Origin of the sequence: Thalassospira sp. MCCC 1A01428 (genome assembly GCF_002115825.1) — a bacterium.
GTDB lineage: Bacteria > Pseudomonadota > Alphaproteobacteria > Rhodospirillales > Thalassospiraceae > Thalassospira.
On the sequence record NZ_JFJZ01000010.1, the window covers coordinates 54,039 to 79,425 of the forward strand.

The following is a 25,387-nucleotide window of genomic DNA, read 5'->3' on the forward strand; positions in this document are numbered from 1 at the left end:
CCGGAAGGCCAGGGTAAAACAAACCTAATATTTATTCAGCCAGCTCAAAAATCAGGCCGCACCAACAAGATCAAACACTGTATTATTCAAACACGCACCGAACCGGTCCTTTTGGCCGATTGCAAACAGCATATCCGGACATTTGATATTACGCGTTGGAACGAACTTTTACCGGCGACACGTCGACATCGACTTCTTCGCCAACAATCAATGCAGGTGACGTAAATGCGTATCCCCGGCCGTATGCCGTGCGAACTGGCAATTCATCGCCCGTATCTTTGGTAATTTTCTGGCGAACACGGCGAATGGCTGTATCCAGGTTTCGGCAATTTTCAGCGGTATCTGCCTTGCCCAGCGCCTTGACAATATCGGGACGGGTCAGCCACCCGCCATTAGCGTCGATCAAAACACTAATAATTGTACGTTCCCCGGCCGTTAACACTGCACTGCCACCCTTTGGCGACGTTAATGTCCAGTTCAGACGGTCAAGTTTCCAGCAATCATCCTCACCTTCCGACGCTGTTTCATTTGCGGCATCGGGCCCTGGGGTTGTCACCCGGCGCAATAAGGGGCGCAAGGCAGCTTCAATTACCGAAAGCGGGCTATCCTTGGTCAGGTAGACATCAGCACCGGACTGATAGCCAGCCAAATGTTGATCCATTCCTGAAAGCGATGTCAGCATCATGATCCCGCAATCAAGTTTATTGCGGGTGAAGCGTGCCAGATCGAACCCGTCGGCATCAGGCAACATCACGTCAAAAATAACGGCGGTTGGAGTTAAGTCTTCAAGGGCACGATGAAATTCCTGGCCACTTTCACACCCGACAACATCAAACCCGCAAATCTCCAGATATTCACAAAGATCGCGATTGAGGTCTTCATTGTCTTCGACCACAAAAATGCACGCAGCCATTTATTCTGCTCCGACCGACCCGATAGCACCAGAAACGCTTTTACAATATTGCACCACAACGATGTCAATATTCAATCGGGTTCGTATTTTTATCCTACCGGCGGGAAAACAGGTGACGCAGATGCAACACTGCATACTAGAAAAAGTTCTTCCGGTGATACAGATATGAAGACAATGGACGTCAATAGCAAGCCAGAAGCATCCCGTGTCAGAAATTGACAGAATTGGTTAAACGCAAAAAGAAAAAGGTGGAAACGATACATTTATCGCCCCCACCTTTTTCAAACGAACATAAAAACACGATCCGTCGGCGTTATACTGTGCCAATGGCCGATGCGATGCTTAAGGCCTGCACTGTCTGTTCCACGTCATGGACACGCAAAATCTGCATTCCCTGGCGCCAGCCATTCAGGGCCGCGGCCAATGATCCGCCCAACCGTTGTTTTGGCGATGCCGACGGATCAATTTTACCGATAAAGGATTTACGCGATGCGCCCAGCAAAACCGGGCATCCCAAACCGTGAAAAATAGACAGGCGTGACAGAAGTTCGATATTGTGCGTAAGCGATTTGCCAAATCCGATACCTGGATCGACACAAATGCGGTCCCGACTAATCCCGGCGCGCTCACAACTTTCGATACGGTCCAGCAGGTAATCGTAAACATCAAGCACCACACAATCATACCGGGGATTGTCCTGCATGGTGCCTGGTTCGCCCTGCATATGCATCAAAATGACTGGCGCCGTATCAGACTGGCTGACAAATTCCAGCGAGGCTTCTTCGCCTTCAAGCGCCGTCACATCATTAACGATCTGTGCGCCAGCCTCCATTGCTGCTGCCATAACAGCCGCATGGCGGGTATCAACCGAAACACAATGCCCGTCATCGGCAAGGGCACGGATAACAGGAACAACGCGTTCAATTTCTTCTTCAATCGAAACTGCCGCCGCACCGGGACGGGTAGATTCACCACCAATATCAAGAATGGATGCGCCCTGCCCGGCCAAAGCCCGGCCATGGGCAATGGCACGTTCTACCGTGTTATGATCCCCCCCATCAGAAAAGCTGTCCGGGGTAACATTGACAATGCCCATGATATGGGAACTATCCATATCCTGATTGGCGAATGCGCGGCGATTGCCCGTTAAACGGTCTATGACAGCATTGATTTCGTCTACCCGGCCGGAATTTTGAACCCACCCTTCAAGAGCAAGTAACGGCAAAATCATGCTTTGCGCCCCGCCGTTTTCACGACGGCGGATAATCTCAAGTGCAGAAAACCCCCGACGTCCACCTGCCAGTGGCAGCGTTTGCGGGTCATCCGCGCGGTCAATAAAGCCGGTAGGTACGTAGTATAACGGTCCATCAAAATCAGCAAAGCCCCGCACATCGGCGGGGCTTCGCAGGACCGATCCTTCGATCTTGTCCATAGGTTAGCAAACTTTCATTTTAGCTGCCCGGCTGCGGCTCGGGTGACAATTCACCCCCGCCTTCACCCGGGTTTTCCTTGCGTGTGCGCGATGTCGGAACAGCAGAACGACGACCCGGAGTACCACTATCGGCACCTGTGCCACCGGTATGTCCCGGACGATTGATTTCCTCGCCACGCAGCAAGGCTTCGATTTCCTTGCCGCTCAGGGTTTCATATTCCAGAAGCCCTTTGGCAAGAACATGCAAATCGTCAATATGTTCGGTCAAAACGCGACGGGCAAAGCTAAGCGCCTCATCCGAGAACCGGCGAACTTCTTCGTCGATCAGCTGAGCAGTTTTCTCCGAAACGTTCTTGTGCTGGGCAACCGAGTGACCCAAGAACACTTCTTCCTGGTTATCCACATATTTCACGTTACCCAGTTTTTCGGAGAAGCCCCATTCCGTCACCATCTTGCGCGCATATTGCGTGACCATGTTGATGTCGGACGACGCCCCGGTGGTAACCTTGTCCTTGCCGAAAATAAGTTCTTCGGCAACACGGCCCCCCATGGCAACAGCCAGATCAGAAATCAGCTGTTCGTAGGATTTTGAAACCTGGTCACGTTCCGGCAGGCGCATCACCATACCCAATGCACGACCGCGCGGAATGATGGTTGCCTTGTGAATCGGATCGGAAGCCGGTGTATGCAAAGCCACCAACGCATGACCACCTTCGTGATATGCTGTCAGTTTCTTTTCATCATCGGTCATGATCATGGAACGGCGCTCCGCCCCCATCATGACTTTATCCTTGGCGTTTTCGAAATCCGACATGGTGACAACGCGCTTGCCAAGGCGAGCGGCCGCAAGGGCAGCTTCATTGACAAGGTTCGCCAGGTCCGCACCCGAGAAACCCGGGGTCCCGCGTGCAACCGTCCGCAGTTCAACGTCCGGTCCCAGCGGAATTTTGCGGGCATGCACACCAAGAATATGCGCACGGCCTTCCAGATCGGGGTTTGGCACCACAACCTGACGATCGAACCGGCCCGGACGCAGCAATGCAGGGTCCAGAACGTCGGGACGGTTGGTAGCAGCCACCAGGATCACGCCTTCGTTGGCTTCAAAACCATCCATTTCGACCAGAAGCTGGTTCAGCGTCTGTTCGCGTTCATCATTACCGCCGCCAAGACCGGCACCACGATGACGCCCAACGGCATCAATTTCGTCGATAAAGATAATGCAAGGAGCGTTCTTTTTGCCCTGTTCGAACATGTCACGCACACGCGATGCGCCGACACCCACAAACATTTCAACAAAGTCCGAACCCGAAATGGTGAAGAACGGCACGTTCGCTTCGCCTGCAATGGCACGTGCCAAAAGGGTTTTACCCGTCCCCGGAGGGCCGACCAAAAGCATACCTTTGGGGATTTTGCCGCCAAGACGCTGAAACTTTTGCGGATCGCGCAAAAAGTCGACAACTTCTTCAAGTTCGTTTTTGGCTTCTTCAATACCGGCAACGTCTTCAAAGGTCACCCGACCGGACTTTTCGGTCAGTAATTTGGCCTTTGATTTGCCAAAACCCATGGCTTTGCCACCGCCGCCCTGCATTTGACGCATGAAGAAAATCCACACACCAATAATCAAAAGCATCGGGAACCAGCTGATCAGCGCGCTCATCAGCGGCGACAGCGATTCTTCTGGCTTGGCAACAATACGAACGCCCTTCTTGTTCAGTCGATCAACAAGGTCGGGGTAGTTCGGGGTGTACACATTGACGGTGCGACCGTCGCGCGTTTGCGCCGTAAGAGTTTTGCCCTGAATGGTCACTTCAGAAATCTGCCCGGAATCAACATCCGACAGAAAGTCTGAAAATGCCAGCTGTGACTGGCCCGACCGTCCGGATGGCGACTGGAACAGGTTAAACAAAGCCACCAAAAGAATGGCTATGATGACCCACAGTGCGAGATTTTTTCCCATATTCTTTCCAAGCTACTGGTCGCGAACAATATCCGCCACTACGCGGCAGGCACCCCGCGACATGACCTGACCCATCAGATAATAACAGGCTGGCCCGGCGCAAGTACGAAGTCACGGATTTGCGACGAATTTAAAACCACCTTCCCACAAAGGGGTCGATGGCGCAAACCGCCACGTCACTCTGATTGCCCAAAACAGCTCCAACTGAGCTGTCGGGCAACCGGCGGCGGATAATACGTCGGAAAGCGCACAAATCTCAAGGCCAGCGACAGATAAAGGCTGATCTTGCCACAACAGAACGGGTAAAACAGCCAGCGCCTGACGCGGGCGGGATGCCCAAAATGGCACAAATTGCGCCATCGCACGGCGAAAAGCCCGCTTGTGAAACGGGTCACACATCCCAAGCGGCGCAATCGAAAAACCGGCAAAATCCCCGTCTGTCGCGGGTTTCACACCCCCTTCAAGCTGCAATTCAAACCGGTGATCCCACCTGTTCTTCTGTCCGGGCCATACAGGCTGTGGCGTTTTATCCATCCGCCCGGCCTCGCGATAAATTAGGATATGATTTTTCCGCCGATGCAGAACACACCCGGCAAGACTGTGCCGTGCAGGTTCACTTTGCCGTATTAATTGTAGAATCTGGCGAACCGAGTCTCGTGCCGGAGCATAACTTGCCCCGCCGACACAGCGTAAAACATGACCGATGCCATAGGCGGCAATATCAAAATCAGACAATCCCGATATGCGGCCCCTTCCGGGTCTTTTGGGGTCGCTTTGATCATCCTTGAAGCCGGGCCAGTTAACGGCGGCCACCCCGTCAGGTGCCAAATAAACATGACGGGCTAAAAACGCGCCAACAGCATTTTCAATATGTTGACGGGCCCGAGCCAGGGCACCAAAATCGTGCAGTGATATTGCACCTGATGATAAATTTTGCCGTTCGCGCAATTCCTGCCTGATACGCACCCGTTCAAACGCCAAATTGCGATTGGACGGGTCCTCCAGCCATTTCTGTCCATCCTCCACCTGGCCGGAATTTGGCGGCGCAAACCCGCGAAGCGTCGCAACCAGGTTTTTACGCGGGACAGACAATAATGGCCGCAAAAGACGACAATGGCGTAAATATCGTTGCCCTGACATCCCCGCCAGCCCCACCGGGCCACTGGCATGGTTTTGGCGCATAATGATCGTTTCAGCCTGATCATTTAAATGATGGCCCACCAGAACATGCAAAATGCCCAGTTGCGCGGCAAGTTCGTCAATCAGCCGATACCGGGCCGCCCGTGCTTCCTGCTGGATCGCCGCCCCCGGCTTTGGCCCCTGCCAATGCAAAACCCGGTGATCAATACCGTATTGCGCCAGTTGCAGCCGCACCCATTGCGCCTCGGCTGCGGCAGCCGGGCGCAAACCGTGATCAACGGTCACTGCCAGCACCTTGCCATTCCGTTCAGCACACCATTGTGCCGCCAAAAGGGTCAGCGCCATGCTATCCACGCCCCCCGAAACAGCAACCATCAGGCGTGGCGCTGTCTCGAACGGGGCAAAGGAAGACATCAGGGCGGAAAAGGAAGCGGCGTCAACGGGAACACCGTCTGACGCCGCTTGTTGTTCGGGCTCGCTATTGGTCATAATCGCCACAAGCGCCTTATTTGCAGTTGCGGTTTTTCTTTTCCTGACGGGCACGGTCGAGAATAACCGTTGAAGACCCTTCAAAATTAGACAGCAAATGATCATAAGTCAGACAGGCGTCGTCCGTTTTGCCAAGGTTCGCCAGCGACATACCCAGTTTCAACAAATTGTCTGCTGCTTTCGGGCTATCGGGATAATTCTGGAAGCCTTCGGTAAAGGCCAGTGAAGCCTGATCGTAATTGCCCCGTACATAAAATGTTTCACCCAGCCAGTATTGGGCATTCCCTGCCAAAGGATCCTTCGGATGGGCTTTAACAAAGGCACGTAAGGCAGCTTCAGCCTCGGGGAACTTTTGTTGACGCAACAAGCCAAACGCATAACGATACTGGTCCTGCGGGCTTCCTGCAGGCAGGACACCATCAGCCGCACTTGCCGTCCCCGCAGCGGCGGCACCGGCAGCACCTGCACCACTACTATTTCCTTGCGGGCCGGATGGAATTTCGGGTGCCTCCCCCTGCCCTTTAATCACGCCAAACAACTGCGTACCATTTTTATCCAAAGGCTGCCCGCCAGTGGCCCCGCCCAGATTGCCACCAGAAGCACTGTTCCCCGGCGCAGCGGTGCTGCCTGCAGTGTTGTCTTGCGGGGCGGACATGCCCCCTGCCATCGCACCGGCGGCGGCACCTGTACCAGCCTGCCCGGTCTGGGTGTTTTTGCCTTCAAGCTGGCTTAGGCGAAAGTCAACGTCCGAAATCAGGCGATCCAGCCGATCCGACATCTGGCGAACCTTGTAACCTTGCTCTTCGATCTGGCCAGTTAACTGGGTAATCTGGGCCTGCAAATTATCGATTTGAACCTGTTGGCGCGCGGCGGCCGGTGTATTGTCGGCCCCGCCGGTTACCGCACCTGCTGAAGCGGCCCCGCCACTGGCAGGCGGGCCTTCGCGGTACACATAGCGTTGCAGCAAATCAAGATCCTTGCGCAACTGCTCGACCTGGCGCGACATCGAGGCGTCCTGCGCCATAACCGGGGACGTAAACCCGACTGTCAAAAAACCCAAAATCACCAGCGAGCCCATTTTTGCCAGCAACGACGGGCGTGTATTATGCGAAACAGACAAAACAGCAGGGGCCACTTTGCGAGATAGCAAGGAAACGCCACGGATCATGACGGGTTCTGGTCGGATCATTTCCCGGTCCTTTTTGGTCAAACTCAGTAACATGCAACAGATTTCAAACAAAAATCGTTGCGCTGTCAAACGGCAAAAATAAGGCGCCTGCCCCGAAACCGGGACAGGCGCCTGAAATCAAACCGGTTTTCAAACCAGCGCGCGATTAACGGACAACCGTTACAGCGCGGCGATTTTTGGCCCAGCTGGCTTCGTCATGACCCAGAGCAACCGGGCGTTCCTTGCCATAGGAAATGGTTTCGATGCGGGACGGTTCAACGCCCAACGCAATCAAATAATCCTTGGAAGAGTTCGCACGGCGTTCGCCGAGTGCAAGGTTGTATTCGCGCGTGCCGCGTTCGTCGGCATGGCCTTCAACCAGAACAGTGTACTGCGGGTATTTCTTCAGCCATGCAGCCTGGAGTTCCAGAGTGCGACGGGCTTCTGCCGACAGGTCATACTGATCGTAGTCAAAGAAGACGCGATCGCCAACATTGACTGCAAACCATTCCGGGCTGCTTTCAGAAAGCGCATTGGAAGTGGTGGTATCAGCAGGCTGGTTCATTGTAGAGACACCTTCGCCCTGCGAATTCGCAGAACTGTCCGGTGCTGTTTCACAAGCGGCCAAAAGAGCAGCAGCAGCAAAAACACTCAGAATCCGAAGTTTCATTTAAGTTTTCCCCTTAACACCGGACGCATTCGCCCGAGTTGGTTTTTACCATGTCTCGCGACACCATCACATGCTCGCCTTAAAAACGAATCGCATACGGTGTTTCGCAAAGACTATACAATTGAGAAATCAGGGAATCAAGGGCGACCATGCCGGATCCGAACCATCCGCCGGTGTAACGATTTCACGTTCGTTATAACCGGTCAAATCAATCGAAAACAGGCGATATTTGTCCTTGGTTCCGTCCTTGGACGGGATTTGGCGATGGAACATCAAAACCCGACCATTCGGTGCCCATGTCGGGCTCTCTACGAGATACCCCTCGGCCAGCAACCGTTCACCACTGCCATCTGGCCGCATAACACCAATATAGAACCGACCTCCTTGCGTCTTCGTGAAGGCGATCAGGTCGCCGCGTGGTGACCAGACCGGTGTGGAATATAATCCACCACCAAAGCTGATCCGTTGCACGCCACTTCCATCTGCATTCATCACGTAAAGTTGTTGTCCGCCACTACGGTCCGAGTTGAAAACAATGCGCGATCCATCAGGCGAATAGGATGGCGATGTATCAACCGCGGGGTGCCGCGTCAACTGGCGCTTTTCGCGGGTGCGCAAATCCAGCGAATAAATTTCACTATTGCCGTCCAGGGCCTGGCTCATGACCACCGAATTACCATCTGGTGAAAATCTCGGGGCGAAAGTCATCCCCGGAAAATCTCCCAGAAGTTCAAGCTCTCCGGTGTCGATATCAAGAACGTAAACCCGTGGCTTGTCGTTAAAATACGACATATAGACCACTTCCTGCGCGGTCGGCGAAAACCGTGGGCTTAGAACAAGAAACTTGCCGTCTGTCAGGAAACGATGGTTTGCACCGTCCTGGTCCATGATGGCCAGCCGCTTGGTCCGGTTTGTTGCCGGTCCCGATTCGGACACATAAACGATGCGGGTATCGAAATACCCGGTTTCACCGGTTATACGTTTGTAGATCTCGTCAGCAATCTTGTGGGCGATCCGCCGCCAGTTGCCCGGCTGTGTGCGATAGGCAACACCGGCCATCTGGTTTTCAGCCAGAACGTCCCACAACCGAAATTCCACTCGCAATAACCCGTTTGCCTCGGTCAGGACCCGGCCATTGACCAGGGCCTGGGCGCCAATTGTGCGCCACTCGGCAAAGTTGGGATTGACCGCCAGCGAACTGGCGCTCTGGATAAAGGCCTTTTCATCAATCGTTTTGAAAAGGCCCGAGCGCGCCAGATCGTTGCTGATCACCTTTGTAATATTCTGCCCGACATCGGTTTCCGAAACGCCCTCGCCTGCGAAACGTGTCACGGCGATCGGCATCGGTTTAACTTCACCGCGTGTAATATCAACACGCAGTTCTGCTTGCGCCGGGGCGGCCGCAGCAATGGTCAAGCCAACAGCAACGGCAAGGGCACACAGGCCAGCCAGCCCGCGTACATGCCAGTGTCGTTTAAAAGCCTTGGTCTTGGTTGTCATCCTGCCTCGCTTTTCTCCACGCGTTTTCAAAAGGATAGCTCGTTAACCCGTCAATTCACGCGCGTCAAAACTGGACGTGAATTTGCGCTAGAATTGCATTTAATCCAGCGGCACTTTCAGGGGGCTGCATTGCGGTTTTAGCACATCATTTCATGCAGATTTCGCTATGCAGCATTTCTAAAAGTTGCCTCATGTTAATATCCGATTCCTGCCTGTCTTCAAAGGCTTACCAATATCGCTAAACGTCTTCTCAAACAATCACGGCATAAAACAACAACAATTGGCAATCATTCCGGCGAAATTAGGGTCAATTCACCACAATTTCACAAATATTTCCTCAAATCAGCCTACATTCCCAACATTTCACGCATGTTAAAGGTCATTACGACTGTATTCCAAAGGTCATATTTATTTTCCGGCAGCTTAAGCGGACTACAGGCCGGGTTTAAAACAGCCCGCAAGGCGCTTTCCGCAACTGTCCGCTTCGAGGCATCACTGCCAATTTCATTTCGGTTGGCAATCTGGGCACCCCGCACTGTCCGGTCCGGATTTACCTGCACATTCAGATAAACCACAAAATCCGCGTCCTTGGAGCCAACCGGCGGGTTCCAGCATTGCGCGATCTGGCGCTTCAAGGCGTCAAGCTCACTCATGCTCAAACGATCATCCAGGCGCGTTGCCGTTTGCTCGCTGGCCGTTTCCTTGGCCGGTTTTTCCTTCGGCTGATCAGGAACAGGTTCCTGTGTGCTTTCGGTTTTGCGCACATCTTTCAAGATATCGGCAAGTGTTCGCTTCGGCGCGGGCTCGGCCTTTTTCTCGGGTTTTGGCTTTGGTTCCGTTTTGGGCTCGGGCTTTTTTTCTTCTTTTTTCGGCTCAGTTTTTTTCTCGGGCTTGGGCTCCGGTTTCTTTTCCGGTTTTGGCTCCGGTTTTTCCACCTTCTTTTCAACCGGCTTTGGCTTGGCCTTTAATTCACCGTCATCCCTTTCGGGCACCGGTGCGGCTTCGGGGGCTTTTTTAACCTCCGGTTTTGGTTTCGGCTCAGGTTTTGGCTCGGGCTTCGGTTCCGGCTTGGGCTCGGGTTTCGGCTGGGGCTTGGGTTCCGGTGTTGGTTCCGGCGTGGGCTCGGGCTTGGGTTCCGGCTTTGCCTGGGGCTTGGGTTGTGGCGTCGGCTTTTCCTTGGGCTGCGGCTTTGTCGCCGGCTTGTCCGCAGGTTTTGGCAGCGGCGGCGCTTTTTTCATGGCTGCCGCAAATTCATCCACCGTCACAACATCAACCGACACCGACTGCATTTCCAGCGGCTCAGGTTTAAACAGGTCAGGCAAGCCAAAATAGGCGATCAAAATGATCACCAAATGTACCGCCAGTGAAATCAGCACATTACGCAGCATGACCGTTTATTTGCCTTTATCTGGCAGATCGGCGATCAGGGCCACCTTGCTAAAGCCGGCCTCGTTGATCCGTCCCATCAAATCCATCACCTGGCCATAATCGACAGCCTTGTCGCCCTTTACAAAAATACGGGTATCCTGCTTGTTTTCGGTAATGGCCCGCAATTTCGCCACCAGTTCGTCGCGATCAACTGCGCTGTCCATAATATAAACAGCGCCCTCTTTGGTCAGTGACACCACCAGGGGTTCGTCCTGACCGGTCATTTGTGTTGCACTGGCCTTGGGCAAATCAACATCGACACCTGCCGTAATCAGCGGTGCTGTGACCATAAAAATCACCAGCAGCACCAGCATCACATCGACCATTGGCGTAACGTTGATGTCGCTCATGGCCTTACGGCCACCGCGCCCCCGACGTCCGCGCCGCCGACCACCACCGGAATTTCCCGAAGCTAGTTGTCCGCCCATGGATCAATCCCGTTTTTCGTCAAGCTGGCGCGAAAGGATCGAACTGAATTCGTCAACAAACGCTTCAAGACGATTGCCATAACGGTTCAGGTCGCTTGAAATTTTGTTATAGGCCACCACAGCCGGAATAGCCGCAACCAGACCAATAGCCGTCGCAAACAGCGCCTCGGCGATACCCGGGGCAACCACCGCAAGCGATGTGTTTTTCGACGCCGCAATGGACTGGAACGACGCCATAATGCCCCAAACAGTGCCAAACAAGCCAACAAACGGGGCCGTAGAACCAACAGAGGCCAAAAAGGTCATGTATTTTTCAACACGGTCCATTTCACGGCCCAGCGTTACTTCCATTGCCCGTTCAAGGCGTTGTTGCAGGCGCGCGCGCATGGTTTCGCCGCTAACGCCGCGTGCATTTGAGCGCCGCCATTCCCGCATGGCCGAAACAAAAATGGCCGCCATCGGGTCTTTGGGCCGGTCTGCGATGCGATCATAAAGATCCTCAAGCGACCCGCCCGACCAGAAGGCTTCTTCAAACTGATTAGCCTGGGCACGCAATTTGCGCAGGCGAAACATCTTTTCAAAGACAATCGCCCAGACCCATACGGACGACAGCAACAGGCCAATCATAATGACTTTGACGACCAGACCTGCCTGAACAAACAGCCCCCACACCGACATGTCGTGCGCCATAACCGACTGGCCAAGAGACACGGCATCGACAACCTGATTTTCCATCGTTTCTTTAGCCCTCGTTCACATCCAGATAGTCACTGAACACATTTCTTAATTCATCCGGCAGGCGTTGCGCCCGAAAGGTTTCCAACGACATGCAGGCCAGAACGATATCGATCACGACCAGTTCCTCGCCGTCCCGCATAATTTTTTGTTCAAAACCCAGTGACGCACCGCCAATTCGGACCAACCGACTTTGCACAGTCAACCGATCCTCAAGCCGCGCAGCCCGACGGAAATCGACGGTACAATGTCGAACCGCTATGGCAACTTTGTGGCGTTCAGCGATGTTTCTATTGGAAAAACCCAATAAATTCACCATTGACGTCCGTGCGCGCTCGGCAAAAGCCAAATATTGCGCGTGATATACAATTCCGCCGGCGTCAGTATCTTCATAGAACACGCAAAACGGGTAAATGTGGCGTTTTCCGTCTATTGTGCCAAACAGGGATTCTGTCATTGCTCGCCTTCGTCATTTGCATTGTTCAGGGCTTCGCTTTCGAAAAGGTCCGCCATTGGCACACCGGCCTGATTGCGCGGCGGTGTCAGCCCCAAATGCACAAACCCCTTCACCCCCAGCATCCGCCCGCGCGGTGTGCGCTGTATAAGCCCCTGCTGAAGCAAATAAGGCTCGATGACATCCTCGATGGTATCGCGTTCCTCGGACAGGGCGGCGGCCAGCGTATCAACGCCGACCGGCCCGCCACCATAATTGCTGGCAATACAGGTCAGATATCGGCGATCCTGGCTATCAAGCCCCAGATTATCGACTTCCAGCCGTGTCAGGGCGGCATCGGCGATAAAATCATTGACCGGCGACTTACCGGCCACCACAGCAAAATCTCTTACACGGCGGAGCAACCGCCCGGCAATACGCGGGGTTCCCCTTGACCGGCGGGCAATTTCCATTGCGCCATCGCGGGTCATGTCAAAATCAAGCAGCCGTGCCCCGCGGGCAACGATATCAACCAGCTCTTCGGGTTCGTAAAACCGCAAACGTAACGGGATGCCAAAACGGTCGCGCAGCGGTGTCGTCAACAAACCCGACCGGGTTGTGGCCCCCACCAGCGTAAAGGGGGGTAAATCAATACGAACAGAGCGCGCCGCCGGCCCCTCGCCAATGATCAGGTCCAGCTGAAAATCTTCCATCGCCGGATACAGAATTTCTTCAACAGCGGGGTTCAACCGGTGAATTTCATCGATAAACAAAACGTCACGCGGCTGTAAATTCGTCAGCAATGCCGCCAGGTCGCCTGCCTTGGCAATGACGGGGCCGGACGTTGCCCGAAAGCCAACGCCAAGCTCACTGGCAACAATTTGCGAAAGGGTTGTTTTGCCCAGTCCCGGGGGACCGAAAAAAAGCACATGATCCATGGCTTCTTCGCGTCCGCGTGCGGCCTGAATAAACACATCAAGGTTTTCGCGCACTTCCTTTTGCCCGGTAAAATCATCCAGGCGACGGGGGCGTAATGATCCATCCTGACGGTCTTCTGCGTGGCGTTCACCACTTAACAACCGGTCGTCTTCCTCGCTCACGCGCTAAGCTCCTTCAGACCCAAACGGATCAGGGTATCAAGGTTCCGGTTTTCGCCCGCCTGCTGGGATGCCCGGCCAACGGCCCCGAAGGCCTCGGAACGACCATATCCCAAATTAACCAGCGCTGAAACGGCATCGGCCATCATCGCACCATCATCAACAACCGGGGTCTCAGGCACGGCAGGTGCAGCTTTTACCGTGCGTTTACGGGCCGGTTTTGTATCTGCCGCAGGTGTATCCGCACCTTCGGCCCTTGAAACCGGCGCAACAGGTGCTGCGACGGGCCCCAAATTCAATTTTGCGGCCTTGTCTTTTAACTCGCCCACAATCCGCGTTGCCACCTTGGCCCCCACACCGGGGGCGCGGCAAAGCGCGGTTGTGTCTTGCGATGCAAGGGCACGCAAAAGGTCCGTCGGGGACAAAACCGACAGCAATGCCAGCGCCACCTTGGCCCCCACCCCCTGTACCGTGGTTAACAGCGAAAACCATTGTTTTTCGGCATTATCGGCAAAACCATAAAGATGAATATGATCTTCACGGACATGGGTTTCGATAATCAGCCCGGCATCCCCGCCCGCTTGCGGCAACATCGACAAGGTACGCCGCGAGGCAAAGACCAGATAGCCAACACCGTTAACATCAATGATAACGCTGTCTTCGCCGATAAAATCAACAATGCCACGCAATTTGGCAATCATCGGGCAGATCCCCCGTTCTGGTTCTGATAGCGGGCCATCATCTGGCGGTTTCCGGCATGTTGCGCATGGCAAATGGCAATGGCCAACGCATCGGCGGCATCGGCTCCGGCAATTTTGCACCCCGGCAACAAGGTGGAAACCATCATTTCAACCTGCTGTTTGGCCGCATGACCAGCACCGACCACCGTCTTTTTAACCGCATTTGGTGTATATTCGGTAACCGGAATGCCCATGCGTGCGGGCGCCAGCATGGCCACACCCCGCGCCTGCCCCAGTTTAAGAGTTGATACCGGGTTTTTATTAACGAAGGTTTCCTCAACAGCGGCCTCGTCGGGCTTCCACTGATTGATAATGTCGGTCAGGCCCGAATAAAGCTGCACCAGCCGTTCGGCCAGCGACAACGCCTGGGTCGAGGTTACAACACCGTTGGCAACATGGCGCATATGATTGTCGTTCAGGTCGATCACGCCCCATCCGGTACGCTGAAGACCGGGATCGATGCCAAGAACCCTGACCACGTGACAATCACCTGCTGTTATTATTGACGTCAAAATACAATACGCCCGTCATTCAAAGCAAAATGACGGGCGTAAGCAAGATCAGTTATCGAGGGCCGCGACGATTTCGTCTGTCCATTCGACATTCGTCCAGACATTCTGAACGTCGTCATTATCTTCAAGCACATCAACAAGTTTCATGATGCTTTGTGCCTGATCGACAGTGATTTCAGCCGTGGTGACCGGACGAAATACCAGTTTGGCGCTTTCAGGATCGCCAAAAATTTCGGTCAGGGCTTCACGAACGCTGTTCAAATCTTCGATTTCAGTTTCGATGACATGGTTTTCGTCATCCGATTCCGCATTGGCAGCGCCCGCTTCAAGGGCAGCTTCAAAAATCGCGTCGGCATCGCCTTTGTCCGCCGGATAAACAATTTCGCCAATCCGGTTAAACATAAAACCAACCGAACCGGTTTCACCAAGGTTACCGCCGCTTTTGGTAAAGGCTGCGCGTACTTCGGATGCGGTACGGTTGCGGTTATCGGTCAAGGCTTCGACGATTACGGCAACACCGGCGGTACCATAACCTTCATAGCGAACTTCTTCAAAATTGTCGCCTTCACCGGCGCCGAGCGCTTTTTTAATCGCACGGTCGATATTGTCCTTGGGCATGTTCTGCCCGCGGGCGGCAGCAATGGCCGCACGCAAACGCGGGTTACTGCCAATGTCGTCGCTGATCTTTGCCGACACCGTGATTTCACGGGCAAGTTTGGTAAAGATTTTGGCGCGCTTTTTGTCCTGCGCGCCCTTACGGTGCATGATATTCTTAAACTGGGAATGACCGGCCATAACCTGAAACCTGTATTCTTGAATTACGTTATCGATCTGGTGCCGCCCGGGCCCCTGTCAAACTGCCGCCAATACATATACATACTGTATTTTCCGCCAGCCCAACATTGTGAAAACCTGTGTTGCGCCTCCCCTTAAAGCCCGGTTACAGGCCCTTCAGGCAAATGCAATGCACGCTCCTATAACGTGTTTGCGGCCCAAGGTCCAGCCATCGCACGCACATTCAGCTCGGAAACCGCACGGCCCTCCCGCTTGCCGAACTTCACTGCAAATCGACAAATGTGATCGCAATAAAGCCGTCAGGTGTCGTGTCCGAGACATAAAATCAAATGCATTTTGTTTTCACAAACAGGCTTGCCTATTGCGAAGCCAGACAGAATGCAACAATATCGGAAGAGAATAAGACAGAATAAAACAACGCAAACCAGGTTTGAACCGGCAAGGGGTAATCGAACCGAAACAAAGGGTGGATACGCGGATACCTTCAAAAAGGTCCGTGCCTCAAAACCGGTGAGGGTGAACACCGGCGCAACAAAAAGGTAGGACAGAATGGGAAAGAAAACAGGGACCCCGAAACAGCCTAAAAAAAATACCAAAAAAAATCAGTCGGGGCTTGGGGTTAAAGGGAAACTTCTGATTTCCTTTGCTTTGGTTGGGCTTATGGCTGTTGCGGCCGTTATCGTCGGGGTATTTGCTTTTGGCCGGTTTGGCGTAACACTGGCCGACATCACAGAAGACAAACTGCCGCCAATGTTCACAGCACAGCAACTGGCAACAGAAAGTGCAGAAGTCGTTGCTATTGCCCCTCGCATCATTGCCGCTTCCAGCCAGGAAGAAGAACAGACGGTCAAGGATGAACTTGATCAGCGTCTGATCGGGCTGAGCGCCAAGATCGACGAGCTGCGTCAATCCGGGCTGGAACCCGAGATTCTCGAAGAAATCGACACCAACCGTCAGCAACTTGAACAGGCCCTGACCTCCTTGCATGAAGCAACCCAGGCCCGTTTCGAGATTTCCAGAGAAAAAGCCGAAAAAACAAAGGATTTTCTTGAGCTTAGCAAACGTTACGGGGATACGCTCAAACCGCTTTTGTCCTATACTCAAAATGACATCGCCCAGGCCGATGCCGAAGTAAAAAAACTTCGCAAAGACCCGGCCTCTGCCGAAGAAACAACCAAAGAAGACATGGTGGCGCAGTTTTACAAGCTGCATGACGCGGTGCAAACCCGCGCCCCGATCCTTGATATTGAACGTCAGGGGGCAACAGCCACCAACATGATCATTGCCGCCACGACCGAAACCCAGGCCGTGCGACTGTCCATTACCGCCGTTCGTATTCGTGGCAACTATGCCGATGCCCGCGATCTGGTGAACGGAATGGACAATGAGAAGCTGAAAAAATACTACAATGAACTGATCGATAAAATGGAAGCCTTGTCGATCGGCGATGACAGCATTCCAACCTTGCGGACCAAGGAACTAAAAGCAATCGACACGGCACAGAAATTTGTCGCCGAAAGTGCGCAGGCTGCCGACACAATGCGCGTTGGCGTTTCCCAACTTGTAGATGCCCTGCAAAACAGTGTCGACACATCGGCAGCCAGCGCAGAAACGTTGCAAAAACAAAGCTCGACCATTTTGTATGCTGTCGGCATTGCCGCGATCCTGCTGTCATTGGCCATTTACGTGATCTATGTCCGGGGTAACTTGCTGCGCCGGTTGGATGGTTTGCAAAAAACCATGGTCACACTGGCCGGGGGTAACCTTGATGTCGCCGTGCCGGTCAAGGGCCACGATGAAATCACGGCTATGGGCCGCGCGGTTGAAGTCTTTAAGGATAATGCCCTTAAAGTTCGGGATATGCAGGCCGAGGAAGAACGCCTGAACCGTGAACGCAATGAAAGCCTGCGCGACGAACTGCTGGGCCTTGCCGATACCTTGCAGGGCGAAGTTGAAAGTGCCGTTGGCGAAATTGCCGCCCTTGCCGAACAGCTGCAAGGCGTTTCCGGGCAAATGAGCCACAGCGCCGAACTGGTGTCGACACAAAGTGAAGACGTTGCATCGTCGGCACAGGAAGCCACTGGCAATGTAGAAACCGTTGCAGCCGCAACCGAACAGCTTTCGGCATCAAATGCCGAAATCAACCGGCAAATGGCGGAAAGCACACGCATTTCCAACGATGCGGCGCAAAAAGCACGCGAAACCAACGAACTGGTGGTTAGCCTGTCGCAATCAGCAAACCGGATTGGCGAAGTAATCGCCCTGATTACCGACATTGCCGAACAAACCAACCTTCTGGCCCTGAATGCCACCATCGAGGCTGCCCGCGCCGGCGATGCCGGTAAAGGCTTTGCCGTGGTTGCCGCCGAGGTCAAAAACCTTGCCAACCAGACGGAAAAAGCCACCGACGAAATTGCCGGGCAAATTACAGGCATTCAGAAATCGACCGGAGAGTCTGTTTCTGCAATCGAAATGATTGGCAGTATCATTGAGAATATCAATGAAATTGCCACCACCATTTCGGCGGCCATTGAACAGCAAGGCTCGGCCACCAATGAAATCACCCGCAATGTGCGTGGGGCCGCCGACCGGACACGGGCCGTTTCAAGTTCCATTACCGATGTTGCCAATGAAACGGCCAAAACCGGTGAATTGTCGGGGCAGGTTTTGCAAACCGCACAAACAGCATCGGAAAAGGTCGAAAACCTGCAAACCCGGATCAACAATATCCTGCAGGACTTGCGCAAGCAGGCCCACGACCGCGCGGCATCATAACCGAAACACCAACATTAACCGACGCGTCCACCGCTTGGGGAACCCGCCGGATTACAAGCCCTACCTGACCCCGTTCAGAAACTGAACGGGGTTTTTCCTTGCCTGAAACAACGGTTTTTCAATGTTCCGAACCATTGTACGGCTTAGCCAAAGGCCCAGCCATGCCCGCTAAATTGCAAGGTTAACTCTGCGTAACTTCAGCCCCTGCCCCGCACGCCCAATGTGCCGCCTCGTTTGATAAATCCCCAAATCGAGGACAGACAGGATAAAACACCCGCGGTGACCGGCACTATATAAGGCGGCAACCAGTTTATATTTGATGCGACACTGGGCCCGCGTCGCAATTATGCAGCTTTAGGACATTTTTCCGTTAAGAACCCTGAACAAAAACGCGACCCTGTATCTTCGAGTCTGCCAGCTTGGTCACGGCCTCGTCGACGGTTCCAGCTAAAAGCAGATGGACCTACCCTTTTGAACTTTTTATCTACCTCTACGGCGAAACATTATAAACTTCGCCCATCATGGACTAACCAAAAGTCTATGCCGTTGAAGTTCCTTCTTAAAATTGTTCCAGACCCGAATATCGAGTGGCCTGAACAAATTTACCGGAACTCTCATACCGGCATCATTGTCGCGACATCGACGAAACATCATTGAATTACACAATTAACGATATCAATTTATCATCAAAATGTTATCGTTATGAAAATGAAGCTGATTTGACATCCCTTTTATCAAGGCCGCCGAAAACGGCCCTGTCAAATGCAGCCAATATAAAAAGAAGACCCGCCAGGGTGGCAACAACCAATCACCTGTAACCATCGACAGATTGGCCATGTCTTGCTGATCGCCCGTCTCTAACGAGGATAGGGAAAATGACTTCAAAATCGGGGATCTCTAACCAGCAGCCAACAAGGAAAAATGCCCACACAGCGAACGGTGTGAAGGGTAAATTGCTGGCATCATTTACGATCGTTAGTCTGCTTGCCGTGTTTGCAGCAATGATCGGGGCGTATTCTTTTAATAAATTTGGCACCGAACTGGCCGACATTACGCATGAAAAACTGCCGGCAATGTTCACAGCCCAAAATCTGGCAACTGAAAGCACCAAAATCGTCGCCATCGCCCCGCGCATTGTGGCCTCTACCAGCAGCGAGGAAGAACAGACTGTTAAGGCCGAACTCGACGCACGCCTTAAGGGTGTTGCCGAAAAAGTCGCCACGTTACGGGATACAGGCCTGATGCCTGAAACCCTCAACAAGATCGAGGAAAACAGTGCCAACCTGCGCGATACCCTCAACAAGCTATTCGAGGTTACACGCCAGCGTTTACAGGCTGCTGAAGAAAAATCCAAAGCCGTCAAGGATTATCAATCGCTGGCTGACCGGTATGCCAGCACGTTAAAGCCGTTATTATCCTATACCCAAAATGATCTGGCACAGCTTGGGGCGGCAATTGACGAACTTGACGGCAAGCAGGACGAGAACATTGACCGGTCCAAGGAAGACCTGGTGCAGTTGCTGGTCAAATATCGCAATACCATTGCTGCGCGCGCCCCAATTCAGGAAATTGGCCGTCTGGGCAACGAAGCAGGCAGTTCGGTAATCGCAACCACAACCGAAACCAGCGACAATAAGCTCTCAATCGTGTCGGTCCAGGTGAAGGGCACTTATGCCGATGTGCTGGACCTGGTCAATCAGATGGAAAACAAAAAACTGCAAAAGTTTTATGCCGATCTGGTCGACAAGATGCAGAAACTTTCCAGCGGGGACGGCAGCCTGCCTGAAATTCGCCAGCGTGAACTGGCCGCAGCTACCGCATCGGAACAACTGGTCGCGCAAAGTGCGCAATATGCCGACGCCATGGGCAGTGGGGTTGATGAACTGGTAACAGCCCTGCAAAGCCAGGTTGATACCGCAGCAGTTGAAACAGAAACCTTGCAAAAACAGGGCACCCTGATTTTGTACATCGTGGCTGCCAGCGCTATTCTGATCTCGCTTGCAATTTACGTTATCTATGTCCGGGGTAATTTGTTGCGTCGCCTTGAAAAACTGCAACAGGCAATGGTGACACTGGCCCGCGGCGACCTTGATATTATGGTTCCCACCAAAGGTAACGACGAAATTACCGCAATGGGCCGTGCCGTCGAGGTATTCAAGGACAACGCGATCAGGGTGCGCGACATGCAGGCGGAAGAAATCCGCCTGACCCGTGAACGAAATGAAAGCCTGCGAGACGAATTACTGGGCCTTGCCAACACGCTGCAGGATGAAGTCGACAGCGCCGTGGGCGAAATTGCCACTTTGGCACAGCAGCTTCAGGAGGTTTCCCGGGAAATGTCGCAAAGTGCCGAAACGGTTTCGGGGCAAACCGAAGAAGTGGCATCATCGGCCCGCGAGGCTACCGGCAATGTCGAAACGGTTGCTGCCGCAACCGAGGAACTTTCGGCGTCGAATGTGGAAATCAACCGCCAAATGACGCAATCGACCCGCATTTCGGCCGAAGCATCCCAAAAGGCACAACAAACCAACCAATTGGTCAATAGCCTGTCGCAATCAGCCACGCGTATTGGCGAAGTAATTGCCCTGATCACGGATATTGCCGAGCAAACCAATCTGTTGGCCCTGAATGCCACCATCGAGGCGGCCCGTGCCGGCGATGCCGGCAAAGGTTTTGCCGTGGTGGCCGCCGAGGTTAAAAACCTGGCCAACCAAACAGAAAAAGCCACCGACGACATTGCCGGACAAATTCTGGGCATTCAGAAATCAACCGGAGAATCTGTGACGGCTATTAGCGAAATTGGGAAAATCATTGAAAACATCAATGAAATTGCCACAACCATTTCCGCAGCCGTCGAAGAACAAAGTGCCGCCACCAATGAAATAAGCCGTAATGTCCGCGGGGCCGCCGAACGCAACCGTATGGTTTCAACATCAATCGGAGATGTGGTGGCCGAAACATCAAAAACCGGCATATTGTCCGGTCAGGTGCTGCAAACAGCACAAAGTGCTTCCGAGAAGGTCGAACATATGCGTATCCGCATCAGTGAAATTCTCGATAACTTGCGTCAACAGGCTTATGATCGGGCCAACTGATACAACTCTGATTATTATCGCGTGCAAGCCAATGCACAACGGCGTAAACAGAACCTGATTATCGACGGCCCGCTATTTTTTGGCGGGCCGTTATTTTGAAAAAACACGACTCTGAACCCGAAAATGCACGTAAAAACCCTGATACGTCCCAACGTATCACGACCTATGGTCATATTATCGATACCAGAAGAATAATAAATTCCGAAATTAGAATAAGTTATCTATGCATCTGTACAAAATACAAACCGATTACTTGTATTTTGCCGGTATGTTATGAATAAAAAGCAAATTCGGGAGTGGGCCCGTTGGGGGACAAATATCAATCCGGCCCGCACTAAAACAAACATATTTTGAAATCTCCGATTGCTGCATTCCTGCGGCAGATGGAACTGGCATTGTGAAAACATAGCCCCGGAACGTTCGTTCCCAGCAACCGGGTCTCTCGCATGCCAATGGCAGAACACAGGGTCAAGACTAAATGCAACAGACTACAGGGGGCCGGAACCAGCGAAAATCCGTGCAAAAGAATGGCATGGGCGTACGCGGAAAACTGCTTGTGTCCTTCGCACTGGTTGGGCTGATGGCCGTTATAGCCGCCGCCGTAGGCGCGATATCATTTGAACGCTTCGGCACACAGCTTGATAACATTACCGAAGCCAAACTGCCGCCGATGTTCAGTGCGCAGCAGCTGGCCACCGAAAGTGCCGAAATCGTTGCCATTGCCCCGCGCATTGTCGCAGCGTCGTCACCCCAGGAAGAGGAAAGTGTGAAGGCCGAGCTGGACAACCGGGTTGTTTCCCTGAAAAACCGGATTGAACAGCTTCGCGATTCCGGCATGCAGCCTGATACCCTGGACGTCATTGAAACCAACAGCGCTCAATTGCAGGAAACCCTGGCGCAGTTGCATGAACTGACCCAGAAACGGTTCCAGATTGGCGACGAAAAAGCTAAAAAACTGACCGATTTCCAGCAATTATCCGATCGCTTCGTCAGCACCTTGAAACCGTTGATGACCGTTACGTCCAACGAGCTTGGCCAGATTTCGGAAATGGTCAAGGAACTGCGCAAAAGCCCGGTTTTGCAAACCCGCCAGCCTCGCGAAGATCTGATCGCGTCGCTGTTTAAATATCATGACAGTGTTAGCAAACGCGCGCCGCTGGTCGCCCTGACCAACCTTGGCAACCAGATTTCAAATATTGTAATCGGCTCGGCCTCTGAACGCGACATGACCCGCCTTTCCATTGTTGGCGTGCGGGTGCGCGGCAGTTATGCTGATGCCTCAAACATGTTGCAGGACCTGGGTAATCCCAAACTGATCAAGTTTTACGAAGACCTGATCGACAAAATGCAGAAGCTTTCTGTTGGTGAAGGCAGCCTGCCCGACCTGCAATCGCGCGAATTGCAGGCCGCTATTGATTCCCAGCAACTGGTTGCCAAAGCTGGTGAATTTGCGTCAACGATGGGCTTTAGCGTTGATCAGGTTGTTGAAACCCTGCAAAGCGATGTTGATGGTGCCGCAACCGCTGCCCGCGATCTGCAACAGCAAGGGTCGCTTATTTTGTACATCGTCGCCGCAGTTGCGGTGCTTTTGTCGCTGGCGATCTATGTCATCTATGTTCGTGGCAATCTGTTGCGCCGCCTTGGTGGTTTACAGCAAACCATGGTCACACTGGCTGGGGGTAACCTTGAAGTTGTCGTCCCTGCCAAGGGGAATGACGAAATTTCGGCCATGGGCCGCGCGGTTGAGGTGTTCAAGGAGAATGCCCTGAAAGTGCGTGACATGCAGGCCGAAGAAGAACGCCTGAACCGCGAGCGCAACGAAGCCCTGCGCGACGAACTGCTGGGCCTTGCCGATACCTTGCAGGGCGAAGTTGAAAGTGCCGTTGGCGAAATTGCCGCCCTTGCCGAACAACTGCAGGGTGTTTCCGGGCAAATGACGCAAAGTGCCGAACTGGTTTCGGGGCAAAGCGAAGAAGTTGCCACCTCGGCGCGCGAAGCCACCAGCAATGTTGAAACTGTTGCCGCTGCAACCGAACAGCTGGCAGCGTCAAACGCCGAAATTAACCGGCAAATGGCCGAATCCACCCGCATTTCCAACGATGCGGCACAAAAGGCTCGCGAAACCAATGATCTGGTCGTCAGCCTGTCGCAATCAGCCAATCGCATTGGCGAGGTAATCGCCCTGATTACCGATATTGCCGAACAAACCAACCTTCTGGCCCTGAATGCCACCATCGAGGCTGCCCGCGCTGGCGATGCCGGTAAAGGCTTTGCCGTGGTTGCCGCCGAGGTCAAGAACCTTGCCAACCAGACGGAAAAAGCCACCGACGAAATCGCCGGACAAATTTCCGGCATTCAGAAATCCACCGGAGAGTCGGTTTCCGCCATCGAAATGATCGGCAGCATCATTGAAAGCATCAATGAAATTGCCACAACCATTTCGGCAGCAGTTGAAGAACAGGGTGCCGCCACCAACGAAATCACCCGCAATGTTCGCAATGCAGCTGACCGCACCCGGATGGTTTCAACCTCCATCACCGATGTCGCCGAGGAAACCGGCAAAACCGGTGAACTCTCCGGCGAAGTTTTGCAAACATCGCAAAATGCGGCGAAGAAAATTCAGGGCCTGAATGACAGCATCAATACCATTCTGGAAGATTTGCGCCGCAAGGCTCATGACCGTGCTGCTTCCTGATTTTCCCTGACACCCTAAACAAAATGGCCCGTCATGTATGTGACGGGCCATTTTGCTATTTACTTGCCGTTATCATACCTGCCCACAGGGGCCGGAAGGCCGTGTGGCTTCTGGCTTAATGCCCGCCTTCTGCCTCGATCACGATCTGAATTGTTTTGTGCCCGGCCTTGCCAAAATCCAGATCCAGGTCAAACGCCCCGCCAGCCGTAAGGGGCTCTTTCAAACCTGTCAGCCAGATATGTTCGCGCCAGGCCGCCAGGCCCACTGGTTTGTTCGGGGCAAGTGTAATGCTGTCAACCCAGCTTTCCACACCGTCCTTTTCCACCCTGAAACGCACCTGATCTGCGATCGGGGTGGTTGCCCCCACCAGTGTGACCGGTTCAGACCCGCCATTTAACAAGGGACCAAATACAGCAGCACCCTTGGCATTTTGCGCAGCAGGCGGTGCCCAGAAATGACCGATCATAATTTTGCCAAGCACATAGCTATGCGCGTGTGCCTGGCCCGAAAACAGGGTGGTCATGCCCGTACCAGCCGCACCGGCCAGCACAATGGCACAGGTGACCGTCACAGCCGGTTTGCGCAAGTGTTTAAACGGCATCAAGATCAACGAACAGATTTTCATATCCAGGAATTCCCCTGCTGGCTGGCCTGCGTCTAGTGACGGCGAACATCGTTTTCAAGATCGATATTTTCCGAATTCGACAATTCGGCCTCTTTCTGGTCCGAACCGGATTTAAGTTCGCGTGCGTCCGAAATCTCCTGCTCGGTCAGATCGGACTGGCGATAAAAGGTGTAGGACAGGGTGATATCCTTAACCTCGGCAGTATTCGGATCTTTGTGGATCTGATCGTCAATATATAAAACAAGCGGCATCCGTGCGCTTTCTCCCGGCGCCAGCTTTTCATTGGTAAAACAGAAACATTCGATTTTAAAAAAATACTGGGCCGATTTATAGGGCGTAACGTTAAAGACCGCGCGCGCCACAATCGTTTCATCCGAATTATTTTTGGCATAATAATACACCTTCACCGGTTCACCCAGCTTGGCCTTTACCATCCGTTCTTCGGGGTAAAACTCCCACGGTAGCCCTTTGGCAACATTGGCATCGAAATAAACTTCGACCATATCATCGGCAATTGCCGCCGCTTCGCCCGTTGAATTACCATTTGCACCATTTGCAGATGCCCCGGCAGTTTTATTGGGGACCGAAATTTGGCGGACCGTGCCCCCAACCCCGGTTACGGCACAAAACATGCGATAAAGCGTCGGCGAATAAACCACCAGCGTGACCATAACGGCAAAGGCACATCCCATTGCGATCAGGGTGCGGCGTTTTCCCTTCTTGCGGTGGTTTTCCGGGCGATCATTCATGGCGGTTTCTT

The 25,387-nt window shown here is 53.3% G+C and carries 21 protein-coding genes; 4 read left to right on the forward strand and 17 right to left on the reverse strand.

The window, feature by feature from the left end:
• Positions 1-148: 148 nt before the first annotated feature.
• From THS27_RS10435 to THS27_RS27375, 8 genes are all read right to left on the reverse strand, one after another.
• The gene (locus THS27_RS10435) at positions 149-913 is read right to left on the reverse strand and encodes a response regulator transcription factor (protein ID WP_085590544.1); all 765 of its coding nucleotides are present in this window, start codon (positions 911-913) and stop codon (positions 149-151) included.
• A gap of 313 nt (positions 914-1,226) precedes the next feature.
• Positions 1,227-2,345, reverse strand: coding sequence for a dihydropteroate synthase (folP, locus tag THS27_RS10440; RefSeq protein WP_085590546.1), 1,119 nt, complete (start codon positions 2,343-2,345; stop codon positions 1,227-1,229).
• A 19-nt stretch (positions 2,346-2,364) separates the two neighbouring features.
• A complete protein-coding gene (ftsH, locus tag THS27_RS10445; RefSeq protein WP_085590548.1) occupies positions 2,365-4,302 on the reverse strand; it encodes an ATP-dependent zinc metalloprotease FtsH in 1,938 nt (645 codons plus the stop codon).
• A 111-nt stretch (positions 4,303-4,413) separates the two neighbouring features.
• Positions 4,414-5,931, reverse strand: a complete 1,518-nt coding sequence (gene tilS, locus THS27_RS10450; protein ID WP_168184871.1) for a tRNA lysidine(34) synthetase TilS — start codon at positions 5,929-5,931, stop codon at positions 4,414-4,416.
• Positions 5,932-5,947: 16 nt separating this feature from the next.
• Positions 5,948-7,120, reverse strand: coding sequence for a tol-pal system protein YbgF (gene ybgF / locus THS27_RS10455; protein WP_246832922.1), 1,173 nt, complete (start codon positions 7,118-7,120; stop codon positions 5,948-5,950).
• 145 nt (positions 7,121-7,265) lie between these two features.
• Complete coding sequence (pal, locus tag THS27_RS10460; protein ID WP_085590554.1) at positions 7,266-7,769, reverse strand: peptidoglycan-associated lipoprotein Pal; 504 nt, start codon at positions 7,767-7,769, stop codon at positions 7,266-7,268.
• 129 nt (positions 7,770-7,898) lie between these two features.
• Positions 7,899-9,269 carry a Tol-Pal system beta propeller repeat protein TolB gene (gene tolB / locus THS27_RS10465; protein ID WP_085590556.1) on the reverse strand — a complete coding sequence of 457 codons (1,371 nt, stop codon included), beginning with the start codon at positions 9,267-9,269 and terminating at the stop codon, positions 7,899-7,901.
• Positions 9,270-9,616: 347 nt separating this feature from the next.
• Positions 9,617-10,033 (reverse strand): hypothetical protein, encoded by a 417-nt coding sequence (locus THS27_RS27375; RefSeq protein ID WP_246832923.1) that lies wholly within the window; start codon positions 10,031-10,033, stop codon positions 9,617-9,619.
• Between THS27_RS27375 and THS27_RS27380 the strand changes: the two genes are divergently transcribed.
• Positions 10,014-10,601 (forward strand): hypothetical protein, encoded by a 588-nt coding sequence (locus tag THS27_RS27380; RefSeq protein WP_246832924.1) that lies wholly within the window; start codon positions 10,014-10,016, stop codon positions 10,599-10,601. The two genes, THS27_RS27375 and THS27_RS27380, sit on opposite strands and share 20 nt — an antisense overlap.
• Before the next feature lie 62 nt (positions 10,602-10,663).
• Here the strand turns inward: THS27_RS27380 and tolR are convergent, their stop codons facing one another.
• The 7 genes from tolR to THS27_RS10505 form a co-directional block, all read right to left on the reverse strand.
• Positions 10,664-11,125 (reverse strand): protein TolR, encoded by a 462-nt coding sequence (tolR, locus tag THS27_RS10475; RefSeq protein ID WP_085590560.1) that lies wholly within the window; start codon positions 11,123-11,125, stop codon positions 10,664-10,666.
• 3 nt (positions 11,126-11,128) lie between these two features.
• Positions 11,129-11,860: a protein TolQ gene (gene tolQ / locus THS27_RS10480; protein WP_085590562.1), complete on the reverse strand. Its 732-nt coding sequence runs from the start codon at positions 11,858-11,860 to the stop codon at positions 11,129-11,131.
• 7 nt (positions 11,861-11,867) lie between these two features.
• Positions 11,868-12,317 carry a YbgC/FadM family acyl-CoA thioesterase gene (locus THS27_RS10485; protein ID WP_085590564.1) on the reverse strand — a complete coding sequence of 150 codons (450 nt, stop codon included), beginning with the start codon at positions 12,315-12,317 and terminating at the stop codon, positions 11,868-11,870.
• Positions 12,314-13,393 (reverse strand): Holliday junction branch migration DNA helicase RuvB, encoded by a 1,080-nt coding sequence (gene ruvB, locus THS27_RS10490; RefSeq protein ID WP_085590566.1) that lies wholly within the window; start codon positions 13,391-13,393, stop codon positions 12,314-12,316. The genes THS27_RS10485 and ruvB overlap by 4 nt, the downstream gene beginning before the upstream one ends.
• Positions 13,390-14,091: a Holliday junction branch migration protein RuvA gene (ruvA, locus tag THS27_RS10495; protein WP_085590568.1), complete on the reverse strand. Its 702-nt coding sequence runs from the start codon at positions 14,089-14,091 to the stop codon at positions 13,390-13,392. The genes ruvB and ruvA overlap by 4 nt, the downstream gene beginning before the upstream one ends.
• A complete protein-coding gene (gene ruvC / locus THS27_RS10500; protein WP_085590570.1) occupies positions 14,088-14,609 on the reverse strand; it encodes a crossover junction endodeoxyribonuclease RuvC in 522 nt (173 codons plus the stop codon). The genes ruvA and ruvC overlap by 4 nt, the downstream gene beginning before the upstream one ends.
• Positions 14,610-14,690: 81 nt before the next feature.
• The gene (locus tag THS27_RS10505; RefSeq protein WP_085590572.1) at positions 14,691-15,437 is read right to left on the reverse strand and encodes a YebC/PmpR family DNA-binding transcriptional regulator; all 747 of its coding nucleotides are present in this window, start codon (positions 15,435-15,437) and stop codon (positions 14,691-14,693) included.
• A gap of 660 nt (positions 15,438-16,097) precedes the next feature.
• Here THS27_RS10505 and THS27_RS10510 point away from each other — a divergent pair.
• From THS27_RS10510 to THS27_RS10520, 3 genes are all read left to right on the forward strand, one after another.
• Positions 16,098-18,212 carry a methyl-accepting chemotaxis protein gene (locus THS27_RS10510; RefSeq protein ID WP_246832925.1) on the forward strand — a complete coding sequence of 705 codons (2,115 nt, stop codon included), beginning with the start codon at positions 16,098-16,100 and terminating at the stop codon, positions 18,210-18,212.
• A gap of 875 nt (positions 18,213-19,087) precedes the next feature.
• Positions 19,088-21,307, forward strand: a complete 2,220-nt coding sequence (locus THS27_RS10515; protein WP_085590576.1) for a methyl-accepting chemotaxis protein — start codon at positions 19,088-19,090, stop codon at positions 21,305-21,307.
• Between the two features lie 478 nt (positions 21,308-21,785).
• On the forward strand, positions 21,786-24,002 hold the full coding sequence (locus tag THS27_RS10520) for a methyl-accepting chemotaxis protein (protein ID WP_085590579.1): 2,217 nt from the start codon (positions 21,786-21,788) through the stop codon (positions 24,000-24,002).
• Positions 24,003-24,117: 115 nt separating this feature from the next.
• On the opposite strand, the gene THS27_RS10525 is transcribed toward THS27_RS10520, so the two are convergent.
• Complete coding sequence (locus THS27_RS10525) at positions 24,118-24,627, reverse strand: copper chaperone PCu(A)C (protein WP_085590581.1); 510 nt, start codon at positions 24,625-24,627, stop codon at positions 24,118-24,120.
• Between the two features lie 32 nt (positions 24,628-24,659).
• A complete protein-coding gene (locus THS27_RS10530) occupies positions 24,660-25,376 on the reverse strand; it encodes a cytochrome c oxidase assembly protein (RefSeq protein WP_085590748.1) in 717 nt (238 codons plus the stop codon).
• Positions 25,377-25,387 lie beyond the last annotated feature (11 nt).